Source organism: Cumulibacter manganitolerans (assembly GCF_009602465.1).
In the GTDB taxonomy this organism is placed as follows: Bacteria; Actinomycetota; Actinomycetes; order Mycobacteriales; family Antricoccaceae; genus Cumulibacter; species Cumulibacter manganitolerans.
Map to the genome: position 1 here is coordinate 64,187 of NZ_WBKP01000006.1, position 25,817 is coordinate 90,003.

At 72.2% G+C, this 25,817-nt stretch carries 23 protein-coding genes and 1 pseudogene; 9 read left to right on the top strand and 15 right to left on the bottom strand.

What is annotated here, in order from left to right; all coding sequences use genetic code 11:
• Nucleotides 1-3: 3 nt before the first annotated feature.
• The 4 genes from F8A92_RS03765 to F8A92_RS03780 are packed head-to-tail and all read right to left on the bottom strand — an operon-like array spanning nucleotide 4 to nucleotide 3,816.
• A complete protein-coding gene (locus tag F8A92_RS03765) occupies nucleotides 4-624 on the bottom strand; it encodes a NeuD/PglB/VioB family sugar acetyltransferase (protein ID WP_153503573.1) in 621 nt (206 codons plus the stop codon).
• Between the two features lie 5 nt (nucleotides 625-629).
• The gene (locus tag F8A92_RS03770) at nucleotides 630-1,766 is read right to left on the bottom strand and encodes a DegT/DnrJ/EryC1/StrS family aminotransferase (RefSeq protein WP_153503492.1); all 1,137 of its coding nucleotides are present in this window, start codon (nucleotides 1,764-1,766) and stop codon (nucleotides 630-632) included.
• The gene (locus F8A92_RS03775) at nucleotides 1,766-2,758 is read right to left on the bottom strand and encodes an NAD-dependent epimerase/dehydratase family protein (protein ID WP_153503494.1); all 993 of its coding nucleotides are present in this window, start codon (nucleotides 2,756-2,758) and stop codon (nucleotides 1,766-1,768) included. Before F8A92_RS03775 ends, F8A92_RS03770 begins: the two co-directional genes overlap by 1 nt.
• Nucleotides 2,755-3,816 carry a Gfo/Idh/MocA family protein gene (locus F8A92_RS03780; protein ID WP_153503496.1) on the bottom strand — a complete coding sequence of 354 codons (1,062 nt, stop codon included), beginning with the start codon at nucleotides 3,814-3,816 and terminating at the stop codon, nucleotides 2,755-2,757. Before F8A92_RS03780 ends, F8A92_RS03775 begins: the two co-directional genes overlap by 4 nt.
• Nucleotides 3,817-4,100: 284 nt before the next feature.
• Here F8A92_RS03780 and F8A92_RS03785 point away from each other — a divergent pair, with 284 nt between their 5' ends.
• Nucleotides 4,101-5,426 carry a UDP-glucose dehydrogenase family protein gene (locus tag F8A92_RS03785; RefSeq protein ID WP_153503497.1) on the top strand — a complete coding sequence of 442 codons (1,326 nt, stop codon included), beginning with the start codon at nucleotides 4,101-4,103 and terminating at the stop codon, nucleotides 5,424-5,426.
• Between the two features lie 226 nt (nucleotides 5,427-5,652).
• Here the strand turns inward: F8A92_RS03785 and F8A92_RS03790 are convergent, their stop codons facing one another.
• Nucleotides 5,653-6,243 (bottom strand): acyltransferase, encoded by a 591-nt coding sequence (locus F8A92_RS03790; protein WP_153503499.1) that lies wholly within the window; start codon nucleotides 6,241-6,243, stop codon nucleotides 5,653-5,655.
• Nucleotides 6,244-6,297: 54 nt separating this feature from the next.
• Entirely contained in the window at nucleotides 6,298-8,565 is a 2,268-nt protein-coding gene (locus F8A92_RS03795) for a CaiB/BaiF CoA-transferase family protein (RefSeq protein WP_194291346.1), read from the bottom strand.
• Nucleotides 8,566-8,929: 364 nt separating this feature from the next.
• Here F8A92_RS03795 and F8A92_RS03800 point away from each other — a divergent pair, with 364 nt between their 5' ends.
• From F8A92_RS03800 to F8A92_RS03825, 6 genes are all read left to right on the top strand, one after another.
• Complete coding sequence (locus F8A92_RS03800; RefSeq protein ID WP_153503503.1) at nucleotides 8,930-10,390, top strand: flavin-containing monooxygenase; 1,461 nt, start codon at nucleotides 8,930-8,932, stop codon at nucleotides 10,388-10,390.
• Between the two features lie 34 nt (nucleotides 10,391-10,424).
• Nucleotides 10,425-11,384, top strand: coding sequence for an SDR family NAD(P)-dependent oxidoreductase (locus F8A92_RS03805; RefSeq protein ID WP_153503504.1), 960 nt, complete (start codon nucleotides 10,425-10,427; stop codon nucleotides 11,382-11,384).
• Between the two features lie 59 nt (nucleotides 11,385-11,443).
• Nucleotides 11,444-11,914, top strand: coding sequence for an SRPBCC family protein (locus tag F8A92_RS03810; RefSeq protein WP_153503506.1), 471 nt, complete (start codon nucleotides 11,444-11,446; stop codon nucleotides 11,912-11,914).
• A gap of 64 nt (nucleotides 11,915-11,978) precedes the next feature.
• Complete coding sequence (locus F8A92_RS03815; RefSeq protein WP_153503508.1) at nucleotides 11,979-12,806, top strand: acyl-CoA thioesterase; 828 nt, start codon at nucleotides 11,979-11,981, stop codon at nucleotides 12,804-12,806.
• 128 nt (nucleotides 12,807-12,934) lie between these two features.
• The gene (gene ppsA, locus F8A92_RS03820) at nucleotides 12,935-15,331 is read left to right on the top strand and encodes a phosphoenolpyruvate synthase (protein WP_228389166.1); all 2,397 of its coding nucleotides are present in this window, start codon (nucleotides 12,935-12,937) and stop codon (nucleotides 15,329-15,331) included.
• Nucleotides 15,328-16,332 (top strand): zinc-dependent alcohol dehydrogenase family protein, encoded by a 1,005-nt coding sequence (locus tag F8A92_RS03825; RefSeq protein WP_228389167.1) that lies wholly within the window; start codon nucleotides 15,328-15,330, stop codon nucleotides 16,330-16,332. The genes ppsA and F8A92_RS03825 overlap by 4 nt, the downstream gene beginning before the upstream one ends.
• 8 nt (nucleotides 16,333-16,340) lie before the next feature.
• Here F8A92_RS03825 and F8A92_RS03830 read toward each other — a convergent pair whose 3' ends face one another.
• The 6 genes and pseudogenes from F8A92_RS03830 to F8A92_RS03850 all read right to left on the bottom strand — a co-directional run bounded on the left by F8A92_RS03830 (nucleotide 16,341) and on the right by F8A92_RS03850 (nucleotide 22,322).
• A complete protein-coding gene (locus tag F8A92_RS03830) occupies nucleotides 16,341-17,519 on the bottom strand; it encodes an STAS domain-containing protein (protein WP_153503510.1) in 1,179 nt (392 codons plus the stop codon).
• Nucleotides 17,516-17,746, bottom strand: a complete 231-nt coding sequence (locus F8A92_RS18870) for a glycosyl hydrolase family 65 protein (RefSeq protein WP_228389175.1) — start codon at nucleotides 17,744-17,746, stop codon at nucleotides 17,516-17,518. Before F8A92_RS18870 ends, F8A92_RS03830 begins: the two co-directional genes overlap by 4 nt.
• A gap of 45 nt (nucleotides 17,747-17,791) precedes the next feature.
• Nucleotides 17,792-20,017 (bottom strand): annotated as a pseudogene (locus F8A92_RS19255) (hypothetical protein); the annotation flags it as partial.
• A 66-nt stretch (nucleotides 20,018-20,083) separates the two neighbouring features.
• On the bottom strand, nucleotides 20,084-20,500 hold the full coding sequence (locus F8A92_RS18880; RefSeq protein WP_228389168.1) for a glycosyltransferase: 417 nt from the start codon (nucleotides 20,498-20,500) through the stop codon (nucleotides 20,084-20,086).
• The gene (locus tag F8A92_RS03845; RefSeq protein ID WP_228389169.1) at nucleotides 20,437-21,264 is read right to left on the bottom strand and encodes a glycosyltransferase; all 828 of its coding nucleotides are present in this window, start codon (nucleotides 21,262-21,264) and stop codon (nucleotides 20,437-20,439) included. Before F8A92_RS03845 ends, F8A92_RS18880 begins: the two co-directional genes overlap by 64 nt.
• Entirely contained in the window at nucleotides 21,261-22,322 is a 1,062-nt protein-coding gene (locus tag F8A92_RS03850; protein WP_153503515.1) for a GAF domain-containing protein, read from the bottom strand. Before F8A92_RS03850 ends, F8A92_RS03845 begins: the two co-directional genes overlap by 4 nt.
• A gap of 421 nt (nucleotides 22,323-22,743) precedes the next feature.
• Between F8A92_RS03850 and F8A92_RS03855 the strand changes: the two genes are divergently transcribed.
• Nucleotides 22,744-23,694 carry an NADP-dependent oxidoreductase gene (locus tag F8A92_RS03855; protein WP_153503517.1) on the top strand — a complete coding sequence of 317 codons (951 nt, stop codon included), beginning with the start codon at nucleotides 22,744-22,746 and terminating at the stop codon, nucleotides 23,692-23,694.
• Nucleotides 23,694-24,074, top strand: a complete 381-nt coding sequence (locus F8A92_RS03860; protein WP_153503519.1) for a YchJ family protein — start codon at nucleotides 23,694-23,696, stop codon at nucleotides 24,072-24,074. The genes F8A92_RS03855 and F8A92_RS03860 overlap by 1 nt, the downstream gene beginning before the upstream one ends.
• A gap of 91 nt (nucleotides 24,075-24,165) precedes the next feature.
• Here the strand turns inward: F8A92_RS03860 and F8A92_RS03865 are convergent, their stop codons facing one another.
• The 3 genes from F8A92_RS03865 to F8A92_RS03875 all read right to left on the bottom strand — a co-directional run bounded on the left by F8A92_RS03865 (nucleotide 24,166) and on the right by F8A92_RS03875 (nucleotide 25,813).
• A complete protein-coding gene (locus F8A92_RS03865; RefSeq protein WP_153503521.1) occupies nucleotides 24,166-24,366 on the bottom strand; it encodes a DUF6186 family protein in 201 nt (66 codons plus the stop codon).
• The gene (locus tag F8A92_RS03870; protein WP_153503523.1) at nucleotides 24,363-24,950 is read right to left on the bottom strand and encodes a hypothetical protein; all 588 of its coding nucleotides are present in this window, start codon (nucleotides 24,948-24,950) and stop codon (nucleotides 24,363-24,365) included. Before F8A92_RS03870 ends, F8A92_RS03865 begins: the two co-directional genes overlap by 4 nt.
• Nucleotides 24,951-25,045: 95 nt before the next feature.
• Nucleotides 25,046-25,813, bottom strand: a complete 768-nt coding sequence (locus F8A92_RS03875; protein WP_153503525.1) for an enoyl-CoA hydratase/isomerase family protein — start codon at nucleotides 25,811-25,813, stop codon at nucleotides 25,046-25,048.
• Between the last annotated feature and the right edge of the window lie 4 nt (nucleotides 25,814-25,817).

The following is a 25,817-nucleotide window of genomic DNA, read 5'->3' on the forward strand; positions in this document are numbered from 1 at the left end:
GTGCTACTCCTTCAGTTCCACGGCCGGCACGCCGACCCATGTCTGTGCATACGGCACGTCGCCGAGTACGACGGCCCCCATCCCGACGATTGCGCCGGCACCGATGGTCACGCCCTGCCGGGCACTCGCGTTCATCCCGACGTATGCCGCCGACTGGACGCGCACGCCGCCGCCGAGCCGCACGCCGGCGGCGAGGGTGACGAAGTCGTCCAGCTCGTCGTCGTGGGTGAGCGTGCAGCTGGGCATCAGGACGACGTGCCGCCCGACGCGTACATCGGCGGTCAGCACGCACCCGTCCAGCACGATCGAGCCGGCGCCGACCGTGCTGCCGGTCCCGACCCGCACGCTCGGCGCGAGGTAGGTCGCGTACCGATCGTCGCGGACGCCCAGCGACGTCAGCCGCTCGACCACCGTGCGGCGTACCCCGCTCGGGCCGATGCCGATCAGCAGGCGCTCGTCTCGGCGGGCGGCGAGCTCGACCGGACCGATCACCGGCACGCCGGCGAGGCAGGTTCCCGCGAGCGCCGGATCGTCGTCGAGGACGCCGACGACGTCCTCGATCCCGGAGGCGATGACCTCGCGGGTCAGCCCACTGGCGCCGACGAGGAGCACTCCCCCGGCCATCGCCGTCACCCGGCCGGCCTACGCAGGACGGCGATGACCCGGTCCTGGTCCGCGGCGCTCAGCTGGTGATAGACCGGCAGGATCAGGGTGTGATCGGTGAGCCGCTCGGTCACCGCCAGGCAACCGGACCGCGCGAGCTCACGGTACGGCGGCTGCCGGTGGGCGGCCATGATTCCGCGTCGCGCCGAGACGCCGGCGGCCGCGAGTGCCGCGAGCAGCCCGTCGCGGTCGGTGGGATACCCGGCCTCGACCTCCACCCAGAACGACTGGAAGTTGCTCGTGCCGTACTCCGGGTCGGCGACCGCCCGCAATCCTGGGATGTCGGCGATCGCCGCTTGATAGCGGCCCGCGATCTCGCGACGCCGGGTGACGATCGCCGGCAGCCTGCCGAGCTGCACGAGGCCCACGGCGGCCTGCAGGTCGGTCATCCGGAAGTTGTACCCGAGCTCGACGTACTCCTCCGCCGGCGGCAGCACGGACCGGTGCCGGTCGGCCGCCGACACGCTCATCGCGTGCTCGCGCAGGTGGCGGGCCCGGTCGGCCCAGTCCGCCCGCGAGGTGGTGATCATCCCGCCTTCACCGGTCGTGAGCAGCTTGCGCGGATGGAACGACCAGGCGGCGATCTCGGCACCCGCCCCCACCGGCCGGCCGCGGTAGGTCGAACCGGCGCCGCATGCGGCGTCCTCGAGGACCAGGATGCCCAGCGGGTCGGTCACCGCGCGGATCGCGTCGAGGTCGACCGGCACGCCGCCCTGGTCGACCGCGATGACGGCGCGGGTGGCGGGCGTCCGGACCGCCTCGATCGTGTCGGCGGTGAGGTTGCCCGTCGCGGCGTCCACGTCGGCGAAGATCGGGTTGGCGCCGACGTACCGGACGACGTTCGTGGTCGCGATGAACGAGAACGACGGCACGACGACGTCGTCGCCCGGACCGATCCCGGCGACGATGAGTGCGAGGTGCAGGGCCGTGGTGCAGCTGGTGACCGCGACCGCGTGCTCGGCCTGCATCACTGCCGCGAACTCGCTCTCGAACCGAGCGACGCGAGGGCCCTGGGCCACCCATCCGCTCTCGATCACCTCGGCGAGCGCCTTGGACTCCTCCTCGCCCAGCCACGGCAGCATGACATTGATGCGCTCGCTCATCAGGCCGGCACCGACCGCCCGGCCGCGATCTCCTCGCGCAGCGGACGCCACCAGTCGACCAGCTGGCGGAGCCCCTCCTCCAGGCCGATGGTGGCCTCGAAGCCGAGGTCTCGTCGCGCGGCGGTGGTGTCGGCGAGCCGCCGGACGACGCCGTTGACGGCGCGCTCGGGGCCGTGCTCGACGCCGAGGTCGGAGCCCATCGCCTTCAGCAGGGTCTGCGCCAGCTCGAGCAGGCTGGTCTCGGTCCCGCTGGCGATGTTGTAGGTGCCCTCCACGACGTCGCTGCCTGCGGCGAGCACATTGGCCCGGGCGATGTCGGGGACGCAGACGAAGTCCATTGTCTGGGTGCCGTCGCCGAAGATCAGCGGCGGCTTGCCGTCGGCGATCCGCTCCATCCACCGCACCAGCACCTCGGTGTACAGCCCGTGCACGTCCATGCGCGGCCCGTACACGTTGAAGTACCGGAGCAGGACGTAGTCGATGCCCTGCATGGCGCGGAAGGAGCGCACCAGGCCCTCGTTGAAGGTCTTCGCGGCGCCGTACAGCGTGTCGTTGTTCTCGTGGTGGTGACGCTCATCGGTCGGGAAGGTCTCGGCCATGCCGTACACCGAGGCGCTGGAGGCGGCGACGAGCTTGCCGACCTTGTGCCGCGCAGCCGACTCGACGACGTTGAACGTCCCGTCGACCAGGACCTCCAGCGCGAGGCGCGGTTCCTCCGCGCACTGGGTGATCCGGATCGCGGCCTGGTGGAACACGATGTCCTTGCCGGCCGTCAGCTCATCGACCAGCCGCGCGTCGCGGATGTCACCGTCGATCAGCTGCACGCGGCCCGACGCAAGGGCGACGTCGAGGTTGGCGCGGCGCCCGCGAACCAGGTTGTCGAGGACGTCGACCTGGGCGGCGCCGGCGTCCACCAGTTGGTCGACGAGTGTCGAGCCGATGGTGCCGGCGCCGCCGGTCACCAGGATCCGCGCGCCTTCGATGCTGCTCATGCCGTGCCTCCCGCGTGGATCGCCGTCTGGATCGTCTGAGGTGCGCCGCCGTCGGCGAGGCTCGCGCCGGCGGCCTCGAGGACCGACAGCACCCGCAGCCCGGATTCCCCGCTGGTGCGGGCATCGCGTCCCTCGCGGATCGCGGAGGCCAGCTCGGCGGCCACGTTCGACAGCGCCTCCCGCTCCGGGAGGGCAGGCGACCAGGTGTCTCCGAGCCGGTAGGAGATGTTCGCCGCGCGGGAGTCCGCCGTCTCCTTCGACTGCAGCTCGAGGTCGACGCCGCGGTCGTACACGCTCAGCCGCTGCTGCGGGTTGAGGTCGTCCCACACGAGCGTGCGACGGGTGCCGCCGATGACCATCTGGCGGATCTTCGTGGGGCTCAACCAGTTGACGTGCACGTGCGCGATCGCGCCTCCGGACAGCGGCAGCGTCAGGTAGCCGACGCAGGCCTTGCCGGTGGCGAGCGGATCGGCACCCTGGGCCGCGACGACGGGCACGTCGATGCCGCCGGGCAGGATGAAGTCGAGGATCGAGAGGTCGTGCGGGGCCAGGTCCCAGAAGACGTCGACGTCCGGCTGGATGAGGCCGAGGTTGATGCGCACGCTGTCGATGAACAGGATGTCGCCGAGCGAGCCGTCGGCGATCAGCTCGCGGATCTTCATCACGGCGGGGGTGTAGCAGTAGGTGTGGTCGGCCATCAGCACGAGGCCCCCGGCGCGAGCGCGCTCGACCATCTCCGCGCCGTGCTCGCGGGTGTCCGCGAGCGGCTTCTCGACCATCACGTGCTTTCCGGCGTCCAGGGCGGCGAGCACGATCGGGTGGTGGGTGCGCGCCGGCGTGGCGATCGCCACGGCGTCTATCGCCGGATCGGCGAGCACCTGCTCGAGGCTGGTGGACGTCGGAACGCCGCCGAGGCTGTCGGCCACCCGCTGGGCCCGGCTGCCGTCCAGGTCGCAGATCGTGGCCAGGTTCCAGTCGGTGCTCGCGCGAAAGTTGCGGGCCAGGTTGGGTCCCCAGTACCCGGCTCCGACGACGGCGACGTTGAGTCTGTCAGTCACTTCGTAGTTCCCCCGTTGTGCATCGCGTGGCGATGAATGCAGCGAGGACGACCCGTCGAGCCCCCGCTCGATCGTGACCCCGCCCCCGCACAGCACGAACCCTCACGGGTGCGCGGGTTGAACATAGCACCGGAATCCGGGATCGAATACCCCGCACTTTTACGAGGTCAGGCCGCGATTCTGCGGCATTGGGCGGTCCCGGGTGGACATCCGCGCGGCGCCCCCTACAGTGAGGGTGGCGCGGCGCCCAGCCCGCGTTCTCGTCGGGCCTCGGGGGCGTCCAGATGCGTATGTCGGTCATTGGTTGCGGCTACCTCGGTGCGGTGCACGCCGCCGCGATGGCGTCCATCGGCCACGACGTGGTCGGCATCGACACCGACGAGGCGAAGGTGTGCGCCCTGGCGGCCGGGACCGCGCCGTTCTTCGAGCCCGGCCTCAGCGAGATCCTGCAGACCGGCGTCGCCGGCCACAACCTGCGGTTCACGACCGACATCCGCGCGGCGGCCGGCTCCGACGTGCACTTCGTCAGCGTGGGCACCCCGCAGCAGGCCGGCGGGTACGCCGCCGACCTGACGTACGTGGACGCCGCGATGGACGGCCTGCTGCCGCACCTGCGGCCCGGGGACGTCGTCGCCGGCAAGTCGACGGTTCCGGTGGGCACCGCGGCCGGGCTCGCGCGGCGGGTACGGGATACCGGCGCGACCCTCGCCTGGAACCCGGAGTTCCTGCGCGAGGGCTGGGCCGTCAAGGACACCATCGACCCCGACCGCATCGTGGTCGGGGTCGAGACGGTCGACGGGAGCCCGACCGAACACGGCGCGCGCGCAATCGAGCAGCTGCGTGACGCCTACCGGCCCGCCGTCGAGAAGCAGACGCCGTTCCTGGTGACCGACTACGCGACGGCCGAGCTGGTGAAGGTCGCCGCTAACGCGTTCCTGGCGACCAAGATCTCCTTCATCAATGCGATGGCCGAGATATCCGAGGCGACCGGCGCGGACGTCACGCTGCTCGCCGACGCGATCGGGCATGACGGTCGCATCGGACGCCGGTTCCTCGGCGCGGGGATCGGCTTCGGCGGCGGTTGCCTGCCCAAGGACATCCGCGCCTTCGCCGCGCGCGCCGAGGAGCTCGGGCGCTCGGAGTCGGTGGCCTTCCTCCGCGAGATGGACGCGATCAACCTGCGGCGACGCGAGCGCGCCGTCCAGCTGGTGCTGGAGGCGCTCGACGGCTCGGTGCACGGCAAGCGCATCGCGGTGCTCGGCGCGTCGTTCAAGCCGCACAGCGACGACATCCGCGACTCCCCCGCCCTCGACGTCGCGGTGCGGCTGCACGGGCTCGGCGGCCAGGTCGTCGTCACCGACCCGGCCGCCCTCGACAACGCGCGACGCGTGCACCCGCATCTGACCTATATCGACGATCGGGATGCGGCGCTCCGCGACGCCGACGTTGTCGTGCTGGTCACCGAGTGGGACGAGTACCGCCGCCAGATGCCGCCCGAGCATGCGGCGTCCCTGGTGCGCGGCAAGGTCGTCGTCGACGGGCGCAACTGTCTGGACGCCGCCGCCTGGCGGGCCGCCGGGTGGCGCTACTTCGGCATGGGCCGCCCCTAGCGCCGCATCCGCGCCGTCAACGGTCGCCGGACGACCCCTCAACGGACGCCGAGCCCGTCAACGGTCGTCGCGCACCCTCAACGGTCGTCGAGCGAGCGAGCCCCCTGGGGCGAGCGACGGCGAGACGCCGCAAGACGACACTCGACCGCACCACGTCTCGACGTCGCCTCCGCTGGCGCTCCGGCTCGCTCGACGACCGTGAAGTGGCGCTCGACGAGCGTGCGGGTCAGGGCTGGGGCTCGAGCTCGCGGATCGTATTTCCGTCGGCGATGTAGCGTCGGCCGCACTCGCACGCCAGGTCGGCCGGGAGCCGTTCGCCGCACCGGCAGACCCAGCCGATCTGCCGCGCCGGCGAGCCGACGACGAACGCGTGCGGCGGTACGTCGGCCGTGACGACCGCCCCGGCGCCGCTGAACGCGTCGTGGCCGATGGTGATTCCGCAGACCACCACCGTGCCGGCGCCGAGGGTGGCACCCTGCTCGACGATCGTCTGCAGGAGAGCGTCGCCACCGCGCTTGATGTGCGCCCGAGGTCGAAGGTCGTTGGTGAACACCACGCCGGGACCGAGGAAGACGTCGTCGGCGACGTGGACGCCCTCGAAGATCAGCACGCCGTTCTTCACGGTGACCCGGTCGCCGACGCTCGCGCCGCCCTCGACGTACGCGCCGCCGCAGATGTTGCAGTCGCGTCCGACGGTCGCGCCCTCCAGCACCTGGGCGAAGCCCCAGACGCGCGTCCCGCGGCCGACCGACGCGCTGAGGCAGCGGCCGTCCGGGTGCACGAACACGCCGTCCGGCGTCGTCGGCTCGTTGGTCATGGCGGGTCCCCCGATCGCCCGGCGGCGGCACACGCCGCCGCGATGATGACGTTTCTAGCGGTAGCTGACGAAGTTGTCGAGTGCCATCGGCTCCCCGGCGACGACGACACCAGCGACGACGAGGCGGTCGATGTCCGCGGCCGAGCGGCCGGCGGCGGCTGCGATCTCCGCGCTGTGCTCCCCGAGCCCCGGTGGGCCGCTCGCGCCGCTGCGCTGCGTCCGCTCGAACCACGCCAGCCGCCCGGGGGCGAAGTAGGGACGGCCGTTGGGGCGCGTCTGCTCCTGGATCAGCTCGCGGTCGATCAGGTCGGTCGCCTCGATGAGCTCGTTGGGATGCGGCGCCGCCGCCGCGTCGATCCCCCGCTCGCGCAGCCGCGCCAGCAGCGGGTCGCGCTCCTGGGCGGCGATGCCCGCTTCGAGATCCTCGCCCACCAGGGCCGTGAGCCGCCCGCGGTCGGCGGCCGCGCACTGCAGCCGGATCCAGCCGTCGCGGGCCGCGTACAACCGGTCGAGCTCGTCCGGTCCGGGATACTCAGGTCCCCCGACGCGGGCCGCGGGCCGGCCGACGATGCGCGTGAGCTCCCCTGACTGCATGAACACCGACGTGGCGGCCAGCGAGCCGGTGACGCGCTGCCCGTGGCCGCTGCTGCCCCGGTGGTAGAGCGCGACGGCGGCCGCGAACGTGCCCAGGACCGCGGAGGCGATGTCGTTGACGGCCATGGTCAGGAACACCGGGTCACCGTCGCCGCCCTGTGCCCGCATCATGCCGCTCATCGCCTGCAGCACCGGATCGAACCCCGGCTCCGCGCGCAGCGGTCCCGCCTCGCCGTAGCCGGTGAAGGAGACGGTGATGATGCCGGGGTTCAGACCGGACAGCGTCGCGTAGTCGATACCGAGCCGGTCGAGGACGCCGGGCCGGAAGTTGTCGATCACCACGTCTGCCTCGCGCGCGAGGTCGCAGAAGAGCTCACGGCCGTCGGCGCTGCGCAGGTCGACCGACAGAGACCGCATGCCGCGGTTGTACATGAATCCCTTGGTGCGGAAGGGATCGCCGGCAGGTGGCTCGACCTTGATGACGTCGGCGCCGAGCTCGGCCAGCAGGCTGCCGGCCAGCGGTCCGGCGAGCACGGTGCCCAGATCGAGCACCCGCAACCCGGCGAACGGCCCCTCGCCGGTCGGCGTCTCGGCCGACCGCCCCGGCGCCGTGCTCGCGGGACGGTCGCTCCATCCCAGGGAACTGGGGTCGACCGGCTCGGAGGAAGCGGCCGTCCGGATGGCTCCGGGAGTCCGCTCGAGCGCCATCGGGATGCCCGGCATCAGGACCTCTCCGCGGCAGGGATCGGCCACCTCGACCGCCATGCCGATCGCGCGCACCTGGGGGTGGTCGAGCCATGCGGCCCGGTCGAGGACGGGTCCGGCCGGGACGCCCACCTCGTGCAGCCGGGCGAGCCAGTCGTCCCTGTCGCGGGTGCGCAGGACGTCGGCGATGCGCTCCCGCACCCAGCCCCGGTTCGGCTGCAGCAGGATCGCGTCCAGATCACCGGCGATGCGCGGATCATCGACCAGGTCGGCGATGCCGAGCAGCGCGAAGAAGGCGTGCTGGAACTTCGGCGTCAACGCGCCCACGAACAGCCACTCACCGTCCGCACACTGGTATGGGGTGTACGTCGCGTTCGGTCCGCCGTTGCCCGCGGGAGGCGTGATCGTGAGGTTGTCGGGGTCGACGACCGAGGTCGCGCAGCCGGCGATCGCCGCCGCGTGGGCGCCGCCGACGGTGACGGTCTGCCCGCCGCCGGACTCCGCGCGGCGCAGGGCGGACAACGCGCAGGTCGCCGCCCACACGCCTTGCAGGTAGAGGATGTGCCGGTACACCGGGTCGATTGGGCGGTCCGTCGCCGACGACTGACGCAGCGAGATCCCCAACGCGGCGGACAACAGCTCGTTCGACTCACGAGCGGAGGCCCAGGGGCAGCTGTCCAGGAACGGCGGCATGGCCAGCAGCACCTGCTCGGCGGACGCCGAGGACCGCATCGCCTCGAGATCGGCCGCCGACACCACCTCGTCCGGCGCCCGACCGGTGATCACGAGGTCGGCGGCCGCGACCAGAGCGGCGAGCGTCTCTGACCGGTCACCGGAGACCCGCACCAGCCGCTTGTTGCGGTCCCAGGTGGCGAACCCGGGGTCGTCACGGCGCGACGGCCGGTCGGCGTCCTCGACGCGCACGACGTCCGCGCCGTAGTCCGCGAGCAGCATCGAGGTGACCGCGGGCGCGATCGCGGTGGACAGGTCGAGAACCCGTAGGCCGTCGAGCGCGTGCGTCATGGGCAATCCTTCCGGCAACACTGGCGTCGTCGACGCGTTCCCGACCCGCCGCGTCGGGGGTCGCGCCTGGCGCCAACCTACTACGCGGCGGCCTCGGCACATGCGGCGACGAGCTGGCGAATCGCCCCGGGAAGCCGATCGGACGCCGCCGCGGTGAACCCGAGCCGGAGGCGCTCATGACGCCGCTGAAATGCCTACTTATGCAGGCCAGACGCTGCACAAGTAGGCACCTTGATCGTCCGGAGAGGCGGGTCGCGGCCCCGCGAGCGATCGTTCGCTCGGTACAGGTCTCGCGGTCTCGGCCGCATGGGGTTAGGCTCCGAGGAATCCCTAGCACTGCGAACTAGATCACGGAGGCCGCGGCATGGTCGAAGAGCGAAAGGTCGACGTCCTGATCGTCGGAGCCGGCATCTCCGGCATCGGCGCCGCCTACCACCTGCGCCGGGACCTGCCGGACCGGTCCTTCGAGGTCGTCGACGCCCTCGACGGCCCCGGCGGCACCTGGTGGACGCACCGCTACCCCGGGGCGCGCTCGGACAGCGACCTGTTCACGTTCGGGTACTCCTTCAAGCCGTGGCGGGGACCGGCGATCGCCACCGCCGGCGAGATCCGCAGCTACCTCGAGGAGGTCATCGCCGAGAACGACCTCGCGCCGCTGATCAGCTACCGCACCCGCGCCACGTCGGCGAGCTGGTCCTCGGACGACGCGCTTTGGACCGTCGAGGTGGCGCGGGACGGCGAGGTCATCCGATACACGACCCCGTTCCTGTGGATGTGCCAGGGCTACTACGGGCACTCCGCGGGCTACACCCCGACCTGGTCCGGTATGGAGCAGTTCACCGGCCCGATCGTGCACCCGCAGCAGTGGCCGGAGGATCTCGACTACGCGGGCAAGCGCGTCGTGGTCATCGGCTCCGGCGCGACGGCGGCCACGCTGGTGCCGGCGATGGCCGAGACGGCCGAGCACGTGACGATGCTGCAGCGCACGCCGACGTTCTTCCTGCCGCGCCCGAAGACCCACGAGCTCGCCGAGACGCTGCGCAGCCTCGACACCCCCGACGAGTGGACGCACGAGATCGTGCGGCGCGCGTACTTCGCGCAGGGCGAGGAGATCATCAAGAACTCCACCGAGCAGCCCGACGCGGTCCGCACCCTGCTGCTGGACGGCATGCGGCCCTACCTGCCCGAGGGCTTCGAGGTCGAGAAGCACTTCAACCCGCCGTACCGCCCGTGGCAGCAGCGCATCGCCGTCATTCCCGACGGCGACATGTTCCACTCGATCAGCCAGGGCAAGGCGTCGGTCGTCACCGACACGATCGAGACCTTCACCCCGACCGGGATCCGCACGTCGTCCGGCGAGGAGATCGCGGCGGACATCATCGTGACCGCGACCGGGTTCGACCTCGAGCTGTTCGGCGGCATGGACTTCAGCCTCGACGGTGCGCCAGTGGACTTCAGCACCAAGCTGACGCATCGCGGCATCATGATCAGTGACGTGCCGAACATGGCCTACATCTTCGGCTACTTCCGCGCGAGCTGGACGCTGCGGGCCGACCTGGTGAGCCAGTACGTCGTCCGGATGCTCGAGCACATGAAGGCCAAGCACGCGACGGTCGTGGTGCCGCGCCTGCGGCCGCAGGACGCCGACATGCCGCTGCTGCCGTTCATGGACCCCGAGAACGTCAGCTCGGGCTACATGATGCGGTCGCAGGAGAAGATGTTCAAGCAGGGCGACCGCGAGCCCTGGGTGCACATGAAGGAGTTCCACGAGGAGCGGCACACGCTCCCCGTCGCCGACCTCGACGACGGCCTCATCTACAGCTGACCCGCACACCTGATTCCTGGAAAGAGGACGACGTATGGAGCTCGACGGACGAATTGCCGTGGTGACCGGAGCGGGCGACGGGATGGGGCGCGAGCTCACGCTCCAGCTCGCTGCCGCAGGATGCCAGGTGGCCGCGTGCGACGTGTCCCGGTCGGGTCTCGACCAGACCGTCGCGGCCCTGCCGGCCGATGCGCCGCTGGTCACCACGCACCTCGTCGACGTCGCCGACGAGCAGGCGATGCTCGGCTTCGCCGCCGACGTCCTCGAGCAGCACGCGACCGACCAGGTGCACCTGCTGTTCAACAACGCCGGGATCAGCGGCGGCGGGTCGCTGGTGGCCAGTGCCCGCGAGGCCTGGGACCGCACCTTCGCGGTGGACTTCTTCGGCGTGGTGAACGGGATCCGCGCCTTCCTGCCGTCGCTGATCGCGGCGCCCGAAGCGAAGATCGTCAACACCGCGAGCGTCAACGGCTTCTGGGCGACCATCGGCACGCACACCCCGCACACGGCGTACTCGGCGGCGAAGTTCGCGGTCAAGGGGCTCACCGAGGCGCTGATCACCGACCTGAGGATGAACGCGCCCCACGTGACCTGCGCCGTCGTGATGCCCGGGCACATCGGGACCGGCATCGTGACCAACAGCCGCAAGGTGCACTCGAACCGGGACGACGCGTCCCTGACCCCCGAGGAGCTGGTCGCGGTCCGGGCCCGCCTCGCGCTCGACGGCCGGGACGCCGCGGGCATGAGCGACGACGACGTCCAGACGGTGGTCGCCGACGCGGCCCGCGGCTTCGAGGAGAAGGCGCCGACGACCGCGCGAGAGGCCGCCACGATCATCCTCGACGGGGTGCGCACCGACCAATGGCGGATCCTCGTCGGCGCGGACGCCCACGAGCTCGACCGACGCGTGCGGCGGGACCCGGAGAACGCCTACACCCAGGAGTTCTACGACTCGTTCGTCAACGAGGTCGGCTGGCAGCTCGGCTCCAGCTGACGCCTCCCGGCCGCCGGCCCGAGTTGACGAGCACACACCTCCGCCGATGAGATAGAGCCATGCCTGACAACCCTGCCACGTCCGCCGAGAACCGCGTCGTCACCGCCAGCCGCGCCATCGCGGCGCCCGCTGCGGTGATCTTCGAGCTGATCGCCGACCCCGCCCGGCACGCCGACTGGGACGGCAACGGCAACATCGCCGAGGCCGCGGAGGGACAGCGCGTACGGGCGGTCGGCGACCGGTTCCGCACGAGGCTGACCGGCGACAGCGGCGTACGGGTCAATCACGTCGTGGAGTTCGACGAGGGGCACCGGATCGCCTGGCAGCCGGCGATGGAGGACGCTCCCCCGTTCGGCCAGCTGTGGCGTTGGGAGGTCGACCCGGCCCCCGACGGCGGCGCGACGGTGACGCACACCTACGACTGGACCCGGCTGGAGGACCCCACCCGGCTGGAGCGCGCTCGCTCGACGTCCGCCGCGATGCTCCGCGCCTCGCTCGACCGCCTGGCCACGCTCGCCGAGCAGTCCTGATCTCCGTCCTGGCCGGCACACCGCACGGCCCGCAGCTCGCCCATCCGCTCTCGAAGGTGCCCCTATGCCACTCACCCTGCACGACGTCCTCGACCTGCGCGAGGTAGCCACCGATTCGTTCCAGGCGCCCGCCGCGGTCGGCGGCGACCGGCTGTACGGCGGCTACCTGCTGGGGCAGGCGTTCGTGGCGGCGATGCGGACCGTCCCGGGCGACCGTCCCGCGAACTCCATCCACGCCAGCTTCCTGCGCGCCGGCGTCCCGGATGTCGACGTCACCCTCGACGTCCCGCGGGTCCGCGACGGCGGATCGTTCAGCAGCCGGCAGGTCGTCATGCACCAGGCCGGCCGCGAGCTGCTGCGCGCCACCGTGTCGATGCACACCGGCGAGGACGGCGACGACTGGCAGGCCCCGCACCCGGCGCCCGCCGCCCCACCGGAGGACTGCTACGAGATCGCGCCCGAGCGACGCTTCCCCATCATGGACGACTTCGAGCTGCGCACCGTGCACGAGTGGGACGGTCGTCGCCGCCTGCACCCCTACTGGATCCGGCTTGCCCGGCCGGTCGGCGACGAGCCCTACCTCCAGCACGCGGCGCTGCTGACGATCAGTGACCTGACCGTCATCCGCACCGCCCGGCACGTCGACGTCCCGGGTCTCGAGCACGCCGCGATGAGCCTCGACCACACGCTGTGGTTCCACCGCGCGCCGCGCATGGACGACTGGGTGTACGTCGACGTCGTCCCGACCAGCAACGCGCAGAGCCGGGCCCTGACGCAGGGCCGCATCAGCGACGCCGACGGGCGGCTGCTCGCCTCCATGAACCAGGAGGTCCTCTTGCGGATGCCCCGCGGCTTCACGCCCGAGGGCGACGACGCCGAGGTGGCCGACTAGCCGCACCCGGCCACGACGTCGGCGCCGGGCGCACCGCCGCTGTTGACCTCCTGATGCAGTTCTGATACTCCCAATATGGCTCCCCACCACTGTACCCGTGGCATCTCCACCGGGACGAGGGAGTCGTCGTGCACCAGCAGTACGTCATGTGGCTGGAGGAAACGTCACTGAAGGACCTTCCGCGGGTCGGCGGCAAGAACGCCTCCCTCGGCGAGATGATGGGCTCGCTGGCGAGCGACGGTATCCGGGTGCCCGGGGGGTTCGCCGTGACGGCGCACTCCTATCGCGAGGTGCTCCGCGCGAACGACCTCGAACCCGCGATCCGGGGGCACATCGACGCCTACCGCTCGGGGACCGCGTCCCTGCACGACACCGGGCAAGCGGTTCGCGAGCTGATCCTCGCGGCGGAGATCCCGGCGCCGGTGGAGGAGGCGATCCTCTCCCACTACCGCGAGCTGGGTGAGCGAGAGGGCGTTCGGCCGCTCCCCGTGGCGGTCCGCAGCAGCGCCACCGCGGAGGACCTCCCCGACGCCGCGTTCGCCGGTCAGCAGGAGTCCTTCCTGAACGTCTCCGGGGAGCACGCCGTCCTGGAGACGTGCCGCAGCTGCTTCGCCTCCTTGTTCACCGACCGCGCGATCGCCTACCGTGGCGCCAAGGGCTTCGACGACCTCGACGTCGCCCTCTCCATCGGCGTACAGCGGATGGTGCGGTCCAGCGCCTCGGGGGTGATCTTCACCGTCGACACCGAGTCCGGGTTCCCGGACGCCGTGATCGTCAGCGCCACCTGGGGCCTGGGCGAGACGGTCGTGCAGGGCATGGTGAACCCCGACAAGTACGTGGTCTACAAGCCCCTGCTGCCGGAGCCGGCCGTGCGGCCGATCATCGAGCGGACCGCGGGCGCCAAGAAGCGCAAGCTGATCTACGGCCGCGGCAACGGCGCCCGCACCCGCCTGGTGGAGACGACCGAGCGGGAGCGTCGCTCCCTGGTCCTCAGCGACGACGAGATCCTGCAGCTGGCCCGGTGGTCGGTGCTCATCGAACGTCACTACGGCGGCCCGATGGACATCGAGTGGGCTAAGGACGATCCCGGCGGTGAACTCTTCATCGTCCAGGCACGTCCCGAGACGGTGCAGGCCAACCGCAGCCAGACCCAGTTCGCCGTACACCGCCTCCTCGGGCGCGGCGAGCTGCTCGTGTCCGGCGCCGCCATCGGCGACTCCGTCGCGACCGGTCCGGCGTGCGTGCTGCGGGCGATCGGCGACATCGGGCGGTTCGTCGACGGCTCCATCCTCGTCACCGAGATGACGGACCCCGACTGGGTGCCGGTCATGGCGCGCGCCGGCGGCATCGTGACCGAGCACGGCGGCTCCACCAGCCACGCGGCGATCATCAGCCGCGAGCTCGGCGTACCCGCCGTGGTCGGCACGGGCAACGCGCTGGACGTCATCGAGGACGGCGCGATGATCACGCTTTCCTGCGCCGAAGGCGATCGCGGCCACGTGTACGCCGGGGAGCTCGAGCACCGGACGGAGAAGGTCGATCTCGAGCAGCTGCCCGAGACCAGCACGAGCATCATGGTCAACATCGCGAGCCCCGCGGCCGCGTTCAAGTGGTGGCGGCTGCCGACCGCGGGAGTCGGGCTGGCGCGGATGGAGTTCATCATCAACGACCTGATCCGCGTGCACCCGATGGCGCTCGTCCATCCCGAGCGCGTCACCGACCGGGACGAGGGCCGCCGCATCAGCGAGCTGACGCACGGCTTCGACGACCCCACCGAGTACTTCGTGGAGACCCTGGCCACCGGTCTGGCCAAGATCAGCGCGCCGTACTACCCGCGCCCGGTGATCGTGCGGCTCAGCGACTTCAAGACGAACGAGTACGCCCACCTGCTCGGCGGAGGGGCCTTCGAGGAGCCGGAGGCCAACCCGATGCTGGGGTTCCGCGGCGCGTCGCGGTACTACGACGAGCGCTACCGGGAGGGCTTCGCCCTCGAGTGCCGCGCCCTGAGGCGGGTGCGGGAGCGGATCGGGTTCACCAACATCGTCGTGATGATCCCGTTCTGCCGCACCGTCGCGGAGGCCGACCGGGTGCTGGAGCTGATGGCGGCGCACGGGCTGCGCCGCGGAGAGAACGATCTGCAGGTCTACATGATGTGCGAGATCCCCTCCAACGTCATCCTCGCGGAGCAGTTCGCCACCCGGTTCGACGGCTTCTCGATCGGCTCGAACGACCTCACCCAGCTGGTGCTGGGGATCGACCGCGACTCCGAGCAGCTGGCGCACCTGTTCGACGAGCGCAACGAGGCGGTCACCCGGATGATCAGCATGGTGGTCGCCGCCGCCCATGACGCCGGCATCAAGATCGGGATCTGCGGCCAGGGGCCGAGCAACCACCTCGACTTCGCGGAGTTCCTGGTGACGCAGGGAATCGACTCCATCTCGCTGAACCCCGACTCCGTGCTGAGAACCATCCCGAAGATCGCCGAGGTCGAGCAGCGGTCGAAGAGCGGATCCCCGGCGCCGTGAGCGACGAGACGATGCGCGCGTGGCGGACCGACCGGTCTCCCGGCACCGTCGTCCGCGCCCAGGCGGCCACGCCGACGCCCGCTCCCGGCGAGGTGCTCGTGCGGGTGCAGGCCTGCGGCGTGTGCCGCACCGACCTGCACGTCGTCGACCAGGAGCTGCCGGTCCACCGCCCCCGCGTGATCCCCGGTCACCAGGTCGTCGGCACCGTCGACGGCACCGGCAGCGACGTGCAGGAGCTGCGCACCGGCGACCGCGTCGGGATCGCCTGGCTGCGCCTCACCTGCGGAGTGTGTCGTTGGTGCCGCTCCGGCCGCGAGAACCTGTGCCCGAAGGCCCAGTTCACCGGCTGGGACGCCGACGGCGGGTACGCCGACCTGGTGACCGTCCCGGAAGCGTTCGCCTACCGGCTGCCCGCGGACGCCGATCCGCTGCACCTGGCACCGATGCTGTGCGCGGGCATCATCGGCTATCGGGCGCTGGCGCGGGCCGCGCTGCCACCGGGCGGTCGGCTGGGCATCTACGGATACGGCTCGAGCGGCCACATCACGGCGGCGCTGGCCACGGCGATGGGCGCCGAGATCTTCGTGATGACCCGTGGCGCGGCCAACCGGCGGCTCGCCGAGGAGCACGGCGCCGCGTTCGTGGGCGACACATTCGACACGCCGCCGGTCGAGCTGGATTCGGCGATCGTCTTCGCGCCGGCCGGCGAGATCGTCCCGGCCGCGCTGCGGGCCACCGTGCGTGGCGGAACCGTGACCCTCGCCGGCATCCACATGACCGACATACCGGCGATGCGGTACGCAGAGCATCTCTTCGGCGAGCGGGACCTGCGCACTGTCACCGCGAACACGCGAGCCGACGGCGAGGCCTTCCTGCGGCTGGCCGAGCACCTCGCGCTGAAGCCGGCAGTCACCGTGTACCCGTTCGAGCAGACCGCCCAGGCGCTGGACGACCTGAGATCCGGGGCCGCCGCGGGGTCGCTGGTGATCGCCGTCGGATGAGCCGTCCGCTACGCCAGACCGACCAGCGACGAGGGCGACTCCAAGGCGTCGATCGCGGCAATGGCGACGTCCACGGTGGTGTAGAACGGGCAGCGCGGCGACTCGCCGATGCGTTCGAGCGCGCCGCGGACCCGCCGCGAGATGCCCGTCACCGCCAATCTGACGTGGTGCCGGGCCAGCTTGCGGCGGGTGAGGTGCAGCAGGGCCAGCCCGTCCGGATCCAGCCGGGCGGTGCCGAGATCGATCAGCACCCACCGCGGATGGAGACCGATGGCCTCCTCGACCGCTTCCGACAGCCGATCGAGCGCGTCGCTGCCGACGGTCCCCCACATGCTGATCAGCACGATCCGGCGTTCCGGGCAGTGGTCGATGCTGATGACGCACGCGTCCGCGGTCGATGATTGGGCTCGCACGTGTTGCTGCTCCTGCGTCCTACGGGCGAACACCGGACGCGGTGTGCGCCGCATCCGGGTCGCCGGTCTGCTCGATCGCACCCAGGATGCTGCAGCGGCGGCGCGGGCGACTAGTGCCGAAGGTCCCGCGCTCGCCCCACCCGCTCGACGAGCCCGTCGTGCGCCCCGATCGGGATCATCGAGCCGCAGCTCGAGCCGGGTGGCGGCCGGTTTCCACAGCCGGGCCCGGAACTCGGTCTCCCAAGCGCGCTGCGCGTGGGCGCTCTGGTCCCAGAAGGCCGGTGCGGTCGACCTCTCGAACACGTGCAGCAGGATGGCCTCCTCACCGGCGACTCCGAGCATCCGGACCGCCGCGCGGGCCACCGAGGCCGCGCCGGCGGTGCCATCGATGGGCGCCAGGATGCGCAACGGGTGGCTCAGGGCGCGCACGTCCTTCGCCGGGGCGGTCACGCCGCCGCCCGGCACTGCCAGCAGCCAGCCGGGGTAGGCACCCAGCAGCCCGAGACACCCTTCGGTCGCATCCGCGCCGCACGGCAGAACGGTGAGCCGGGGATCCAGGCCGACGAGCTCGGCCGCGAGGTCCGACGGGACGCTGCCGTCGAACGGGCGTACCTCCTGGTCCTCGGCAGGCTCCGCGGAGACGAGCCGCTGCTCCACGCGGGGGTTCGCCAGCAGGACGAGCGAGGCGTGCAGCAGCCGGCTGTAGGTCCGTGCCACGGCGACGATCCGCTCGGCGCGGTCCACCTCGTCTACGACCGCGACGATCCTGCTCATGTCGGTGCCACCACCTTCCAGCCGGACGGTGCCGGCTCGAGGACGGCCCGGCCGTCGATCAGCCGCACGCCATCGGCGGCGCGCAGCCCGAGCGGCCCGTCGGTGTGCACGGTCACCCGGTCGGCGCAGACGTTGACCCGCAGCCGACGCCCGAGGCAGCGCAGCCGGAGGTCGAGCCGCTGCCACGACTCCGGCAAGCGGGGGTCGATCAGCAGAGCGCCGTCCACGACCCGCAGACCCGCGAAGCCGTGGACGAGGGCCTGCCAGGCCGCGGCCAGCGCCGCGAAGTGCAACCCCGAGGCCGTGGTGCCGGTCAGGTCGTCGAGGTCGATGCGCAGCGTCGTGCGCAGCATGTCGACCGCCTCGGCGGTCCGCCCGGCACGCGCGAGCAGCGCGGCGGCGATGCCGGGCGAGAGCGAGGAGCCGTGCGTCGTGCGCGGCTCGTAGAAGGCCAGGTTCGGCTCCAGTGACCCGGGCGCCACGTCGTCCGGCAGCAGGTGGTGGAGCATCAGCACGTCTGGCTGCTTGATGATCTGCGAGCGCAGCAACCGCTCTCGAGACAGCAGCAGGTCGGCCGCGATCGGGCGGCGTCCGAGGTCGGCGGCCATCAGCGGCTCGAGTGCCAGGTATCCGGCGAACTGCTCGTAGAGGCCGGTCGCGGCGTCTTAGCCGTCGAACATCCCAGCCGCGAGGGCGCGCCAGGCAGCCGCCTCCTGGCGCGCTCCGTCGGAGCCGTCGATGCGCTCCAGCAGGTCGGCGCCGCGGCGGAGGTTCCAGCGCGCCATCACGTTGGTGAACGCGTTGTCGTCGACGCGGTCGTGGTACTCGTCCGGGCCCATCACCCGGTCGATGTGCACCGAGCCGTCCCGGTCCCGGCGGCAGCGCGAGGCCCAGTAGCGGGCCGTCTCGACGACGAGCGGGTACCCGCGGTCGTGCAGCCAACGGTGATCGCCGGTCCAGGCGGCGTAATGCTCGGCCGCCCAGGCGACGTCCGCGACGATGTGCTCCTCGAGCTCACCGGTGCGGATCAGCATGAGCAGACCGCCGATGCTGGCCGATCGTGGGGTGACGTCGGTACCGTCACGGGCCGACTCCCAGGGGAAGCGGGCGCCGTCGAACGCATGGATCTGGGCGATGGCGCGCGCCTGCGGAAGCCGGCGCAACCGGTATTCGAGCATCGATCGCGCGGCCCGCGGCGACATCGTCGCGAGCGCCGGCAGCATGAAGACGTCGGCGTCCCAGAACACGTGGCCGCGGTACGCCTTGCCGGTGAGCCCTCGCGCGCCGATCGCGGACTCGCCGTCGCCGTGCACGACACCCCATAGCTGGAACAGCGCGAATCGCGCCGCCAGCTGCAGCTCGGGATCACCGACGATCTCGACGCCGACGTCGCGCCACCGTCGGGCCCAGGCCGACCGGTGACGACGCAGCAGCGCGTCGAAGCCGCCGTCCATCGCCGCACGCAGCAGCCGCTCGGGACGCCCGTGCAGCGGATGGCGACGCTCGGAGGTGGCGTACGCGGCGATCCGCTCCACCATCTGCAACGGAGCGGAACGAGACGTGCTGTCGCGATGCAGCAGGATGATGCCGTCCCGGACGTCCTCGCGCAGCATGAGCCCGGCACGCAGGTCGAGGACCCGCCGTCGGCGGGTCTCGACGGAGCCCAGCCGCATCGCCGGCCAGAACGGTCCCGGAAGCAGCTCCTGGGACTCCCCCTGGCCCACGTAGACACCGGCGGCCAGGACGAGCGGCTCGGTGTCCGACGTGGTGTCCTCCGACGTGGCTCGGGTGGCGACGCGGCCGTCGGAGACCGTGAACAGGCAGTCGACGACCCGCCGCCGGGCCGGGACCGAGTCGTCGTCGACGATCACCCATTCCGCGTCCTCGTCCACGTGGGGGAGCCGGCGGGTCCGGCGCCGATGGAGCTGCTCGTCCAGCAGGCCGGCGACGATGCCGGCGTACCCTCCGTCGGTGTCGCCTGGTGCGCCGTCCGGGCAGCCGGCCGGCCCGGTCGACGGCACCTGGGGCGCCGTCTCGCAAGCCGGTCGGCGGACGTCGACGATGGTGCTGCCCGGCAGCTGCCGCCCCAGGCGCAGGGCGGGACTGCTGGACGGTCCCTCCGTCAAGCCGTCGGGGCACGCGACGACGAGCACCAGGCCGGGCGTTATCCCGGCGTCGCCGAGCAACCGGAGCGTCCGCGACTCGGCCGTCGTGCCTGATGCCCGGTCGGTCGGTGCGGGTGGGACCGGCCGCGGGCCTCGCGGCGTCGCCCGGTAGACGGCGCGGGGCGAGCGCGGGACGAGCAGCAGCTCGCCGTGCCCGGCCGGGACGCCGAGCCGGGCGACCTCGGCCGGCTCCACGCCGGCGACGACCACCGTCGCGCCGCGCGCGACCAGCCGCCCGATCCTCGACCGCGGCCCCGCTCGCTCGCCACCGAGCGCGCTCCGGTCGAGGATGATCGCCTCGAAGGTGCGCTGCAGCGCCGGTTGCGCGTCCATCGGCCCATGCTCACTCGATAGGCCGCCGCGGCGGTGATCCGGGCGTCTCGCGGCAGCGCGGCGCGCTCACGACGCCGTCTCCGCGCTGTCGGACCCCGCGCCCGGCCGATCGAGGCCGTTCATAAGGTCGCGGTCGCGGCGCGGTGCCCGTACCCGGTGCAGGAAGCCGCGGCTGGAGTAGGTGTGGATGATCTCCTCGTACAACGCGACGTACTCGCGGACCATCCGGTCGACGCCGAAGCGCCGCTCCGCGTCCTGGCGGCAGTCCCGGCGGTCGAGGCGCTGGATCTCGCAGAGCGCCGCCACGGCATCACGCTGGTCGTCGCACAGGAACCCGGTGAGTCCGTGGGTGACGATCTCCGGGGCCGCCCCGCGCCGATACGCGACGACCGGGGTCCCGGTGGCGAGTGACTCGGCCATCACGAGACCGAACGGCTCGTCCCAGCAGATGGGGTTGACGAGCGCGGCGGCGTTGCGCAGCACCTCGATCCGCTCGGCCAGGGGTAGCTCCAGGGGCGGCTCGTCGAGCAGGTGCCGCACGTGCTCCTTGAAGTACGCGACCTCGGTGGCGTCCCGCGCATCTTGGTGACCAGGCGCAGCGGCCAGCCGGCTTTCCGCGCGATCCGCACGGCACGGTCGACGCCCTTGTCCGCGCTCATGCGGCCGACGAACGCGACGTAGCCTCCGGTGCCGTCGCCGGGCAGGTACGCCGCGGTGTCGATGCCGTGGTGGATCACCGCGCTGATCGGTACGCCGGCGCGGGCCGCCTGGTCGGCGGAGATCGCCACGATCGCGGCCGTGCGGGCGATCTCGGCGTAGACCGGGCGGGTGAGGTCGGTGAATCGCCCGTGCGCGGTGCAGACGATAGGGACCCGGGTCACCTGGGAGCGGCCCGCGACGAGCGGACCGAGCTCGGTGTGGTCGTGGATGATGTCGACGTCGCCGAGCGACTCGTACGCCGCGAGCACGTGCGCCGCCTCGGGGATCGCCGCGCCCCACGGCGTGGCGGGATCGGCGAACAGCGACCGGCGCTCCACCGGGCTGCTCGAGGACCCGACGGTGAACAGCACGACGTCGTGACCGGCCTCGCGCAGGCCGCGGGCCAGGTTGTCGACGACCGACTCGGTCCCGCCGTACGCCGCCGGCGGGACGGTGACCCACGGCGGCGCGATCGGGCCGGCGGGCGTTTGGCGGCGCCGCGCGCTGCTCCCCGACGCATTACGGTTCAGCGCTGCCGCCGGTGTCACCAGGGACCGAAGTCCCGAACGTGCGCCCCCGGGCTCGTCCCCGGCGGGCTGGGGCCGTCGGCTCGGTCGGCTGCGCCGCCCGCGACGTGCCGGCGTACCGCCTGGAGGATGCGCTCGACCTCGTCGCTGACGGTGGCGAGCCGGGCCGTCGCCTCGGGACTGGTGAGCAGGCTGCCGAGCCCGGCGATGCCGAGCTGCATGCGCAGCAGGCGGCCGATCAGCAGCTCGGTGAGCTGCGGGTCGAGGTCCCGCGGGTCACGGTCGCGCCTCCCGTCGCCCGGCGGCATCCGGCCGGCGGGCGATACCCCGCCGGTGGGCGCGGCGTCGCGCGCGAGCGGGGTCGTGAGGGCCGTGATCATGGCTGCGGCGACCGGGTCGGGGCTGCCGTCGGCGCCGTCGTCGACCGGGGTCCCGGCGGGGCCGGCGACCAGCCGTCGCAGCTGCTCGCCGGCGAAGTCGGCGTACAGCCCGACCGTCTGCACCAGCGCCCGGTCGAGCGCGACGGGGTCGTGCCACAGCGCGTTCGCGACCCCCATCAGGCGGCCGGCGAGGTCGAACAGCGGCGTGGCCAGTACCGCTCGGAAGCGGGTCTGGTCGGCCAGCGGCTGGATGGGCGCGAACCTGGGGTCGGAATGCAGATCGCCGACCGCCACCTGTCGCCCGGTGCGTGCGGCGGTACCGGACACCGTTCGGTCGTCCTCGAGGACGCCGAACTCCTGCACGACCCGCTGCGCCAGCCCGGCGTGCGCGACGACGCGCAACGCTCCTCCGCCCGGGTCGACGATCTGGACGGTGGCTGTGTCGGCGCCGGTCAGCGCCATGAGCTGCTCGACCACCGAGGGCAGGAAGCGGCGCAGCGACGTCGTGCGGGTGCGGGCGCCGGCCGCCTGCGCGCGCGACGCGATGCCCGGATCCCTGATGACGGCGCGGACAGCCTGTGAGAAGTGCTCGGCCCGCTGGGCGCGGTACCGGGTCGGCGAGCGATGGCTGTGTACCAGGGCCAGGGTGGCCGCGGGCACGAGGAGCTCGTCGACGATCTCCGCCTGCGCAGCGGGCACAGCCCACCCCCGATCACCCGGCAGCGGTGCACCGACCCCTCGTGTCGCGGCAGTGCCGACACGTCCGAGGCTGCTTCTTCAGCGCACGTCCTTGAGCATCGCCCTTTCGGGGCCCGCGGTCAAGATCGGCGCCTGCTCGGCGGGGGAGGCCGGGCACCGCTGAGGGCATGGCGCGGGCCCCCCGCTCGCGCCATGCCCTCAACTCACTGCCGGACAGCTGTAGCGGTCTCCCGCACCGTTCCCGGTGGTGATGGATCCATTACGCCAGAGGGAGCCTGCTGCCAATAGGGTCCTAGGTCCCGTTCCTATCGGCGGGGCCGCAGGACCCGGGCGGGTGAGCCCCGGCCGGCCGCGCGAGTGGCGGCGAGTGGCTCGGTACGCCGTTATAGGCTCGGCGAACCCCGCTATCAAGGAGTGAGCGATGAACGAGACCACCCGGGCCGCAGGCGTCATGGAGTTCGGCGGAGCCCAGAATCTGCAGCTGGTCGAGGTCCCGATCGAGCACGCCGGCACCGGCCAGGTGCGGGTGCGGGTGCACGCGGCGGCGGTGAACCCGACCGACACCTACATCCCGCTCGGTTCCCGGGTGCGCAAGGGCGAGACGCCGACGTTCCCGCAGGTGCCCGGGATGGACATCGCCGGTGTCATCGACGAGGTCGGGCCCGGCGTGCAGACCGGCGTGCAGGTCGGCGACCGGGTGATGGGCATCGTCGTGCCCTCCGGCACGCACGGCGCGTACCGCGAGAGCATCGTGCTGCCGGCGGTGTCCGTGACGCTCGCCCCGGCCGGCACCAGCCACGCCGAGGCCGCCACGCTGCCGATGAACGGGCTGACCGCCCGCCTCGCGCTCGACCTGCTCGCCCTCAAGCCCGGCCAGACCCTCGCCGTCACGGGAGCCGCCGGAGCGTTCGGCGGGTACGTGATCCAGCTGGCGAAGGCGGACGGGCTCACCGTCGTCGCCGACTCGTCCGAGGCCGACGAGCAGCTGGTGCGCGACCTCGGCGCCGACATCGTCGTCCGCCGCGGCGACGACGTCGCCGAGCGGTTCCGCGAGCACTTCCCGGAGGGCGTCGACGCCCTCGCCGACGGCGCCGTCCTGGACGAGAAGGCGCTGTCGGCCGTGAAGGACGACGGCAAGGTCGCCACCGTCCGGTTCTGGAAGGGCAACGGTGAGCGGCGGCTGCAGTTCTTCCCGGTGATGGTGCGCGACTACGCCGAGAACCATGCCGCGCTGGACCGGCTGCGCCAGCAGGCCGAGGACGGCGTGGTCACCCTCCGCGTGGCGAAGACCTTCCCGGCGGAGCAGTCCGCCGAAGCGCAGCAGCTGCTCGCCAAGGGCGGCGTACGCGGGCGCATCATCCTGGAGTTCTGATGTCCTCGAGTGCCTGCCCCTGCGGCAACGGCGCGTACGCCGACTGCTGCGAGCCGCTGCACGACGGCGTCCGCGCGGCCCGCACCGCGGAGGAGCTGATGCGCAGCCGCTACTCGGCGTTCGCCATCGGGTTGTCGGACTACATCTTCCGTACCTGGCACCCGCGGACCCGACCGCAGGACGTCTCCATCGAGGGGCTCACGTGGAGCGACCTGCGGATCCTGTCGACGGTCGAGGGCGGCGAGGACGACGACGAGGGCGTCGTCGAGTTCAGCGCGTCGTACGCCATCGGGCCACTGAAGGGCGACGTCCACGAGCACTCCGGATTCCTGCGCCACGCGGGCCGCTGGCACTACGTCGCGCCGGTCTCCGAGTCCTGAACGGCATCCTCGGCTCGCGGCGTACTTCGGTACCGGAAACCGGCCGAATCGGTACCGAAGTACGCCGCGAACGGCGGAACCTGCGCGCTGGTCAGCCGCCGAAGAAGTGCCAGCCGACCCACCACCAGGCCAGCACCAGCCCGATCTGCGCGGCGCGGTGCCGCGTCGCCCGCCGCATCGCCTCCGCGAGGGTGATCCAGCGGCCGCGTCCGCGGCGGCCCGCGACCTCGATCGCCGCGAGCAGCAGCACCACCGCGAGGTAGCCCGCGACGGTCCAGACGTGGCTGCTCATCGCCGGTCCCCCGGCCGGCGGATCGTGCGCAGCAGCCACCAGCCGGACGCCGACCACAGGGTGAGGGCGACGAGGCGCGCCGCCGGCTCGGCGAGCACCGGGTCGAGCAGCGTGGACAGCGTGGGGTTGGCGTAGCTGCCGGTCTGCGGGTCGGGTTGCAGCAGGAAGCTCACGAGCTCGATGAGCGCCAGCAGCACCAGCACCGCCGGCCATGCCCACCACCGGGCGGCGACGTCGGGGCCGGCGCCAGGAGCGCCTCGCGGCGCGGTCAGGACAGCGACCGCCGCGAGCAGCCCGATCGCGACGAGCATGATGCGCACCGGTGTGCTGCCGATCGGCAGCACACCCACCGCGCCGATCGTCACGCAGCAGGCCGCCACCCCCCACCAGGGGACCGCGGGCCACCGGACGTCCACGACCGGGACGGGCCGCGCGTGGTCCACGGCGATCAACGCGACGACGCCGGCGAACACTGCGATGTCCACGACGTCCTGCCGGACGACGTGCACGAGGAGCGTGATCAGCAGGATGGGCACCGTGGGGTCGAAGAACCGACCCGACGTCGTCCGGCGCTCGCGGGCCATGCCTGCAGCCTAGGGCAGCCGCGCCGGCGTCCCGGCGCGCGGCGATAGGTTCCCGCGATGCCGCGAGAACGCTGCATCGCGGGAATACGGCACGATCAGCGTCCGACGTACGTCGGCTCGCGCTTCTCCAGGAACGACCGGACGCCCTCGCGGTGGTCCTCGGTGGCGAAGAGCTCGCCGAGCGTCCGGGACACCCACAGGCCGAGCTCGGTCCAGTCGGGATCCAACGCCTTGCGCAGCCCGCGCTTGAGCGCGGCGACCGCCAGCGGCGGGTTCGCCGCGATCCGTCCCGCGAGCTCGAGCGCGCTCGGCATGAGCTGCTCCTCGTCGACGACGTCCCGCACGAGCCCGATCTGCTTCGCCCGGTCGGCGTCGATCAGCTCTCCGGTGAACAGCAGCTCGGCGGCGTTCGAGCGTCCGACGACCCCGGCCAGCAGTCCGAGGCCGGCCACGTCGCTGCACAGCCCCCGCTTGACGAACAGCTCGCCGAAGCGGGCCCGCCGCGACGCGATGCGGATGTCGGCCATCAGCGCCAGCTCGACGCCCCACCCGACCGCGGTGCCGTTGACCGCCGCGATGACCGGTACGTCGGTGTGCAGCAGCGCGTCGGCCGCCGGCGTGAGCCGCGGCTCCCGGCCCTCGGTCGGCGGCTTGCGCTCCCCCGCGCCCATCACCGAGCGGACGTCGTCGCCCGAGCAGAACGACTTCCCGGCGCCGGTGATCACCAAGGCCCGGGCGGTGGTCGAGCGCACGCAGTCGGTCAGCTCGGCGTACGCCTCGTGGCTCAGCGCGTTGTGCACCTCGGGGCGGTTCAGGGTGATCACGCCGACGTGATCGGTCTCGGTGTAGAGGATGCTGTTCATGCCC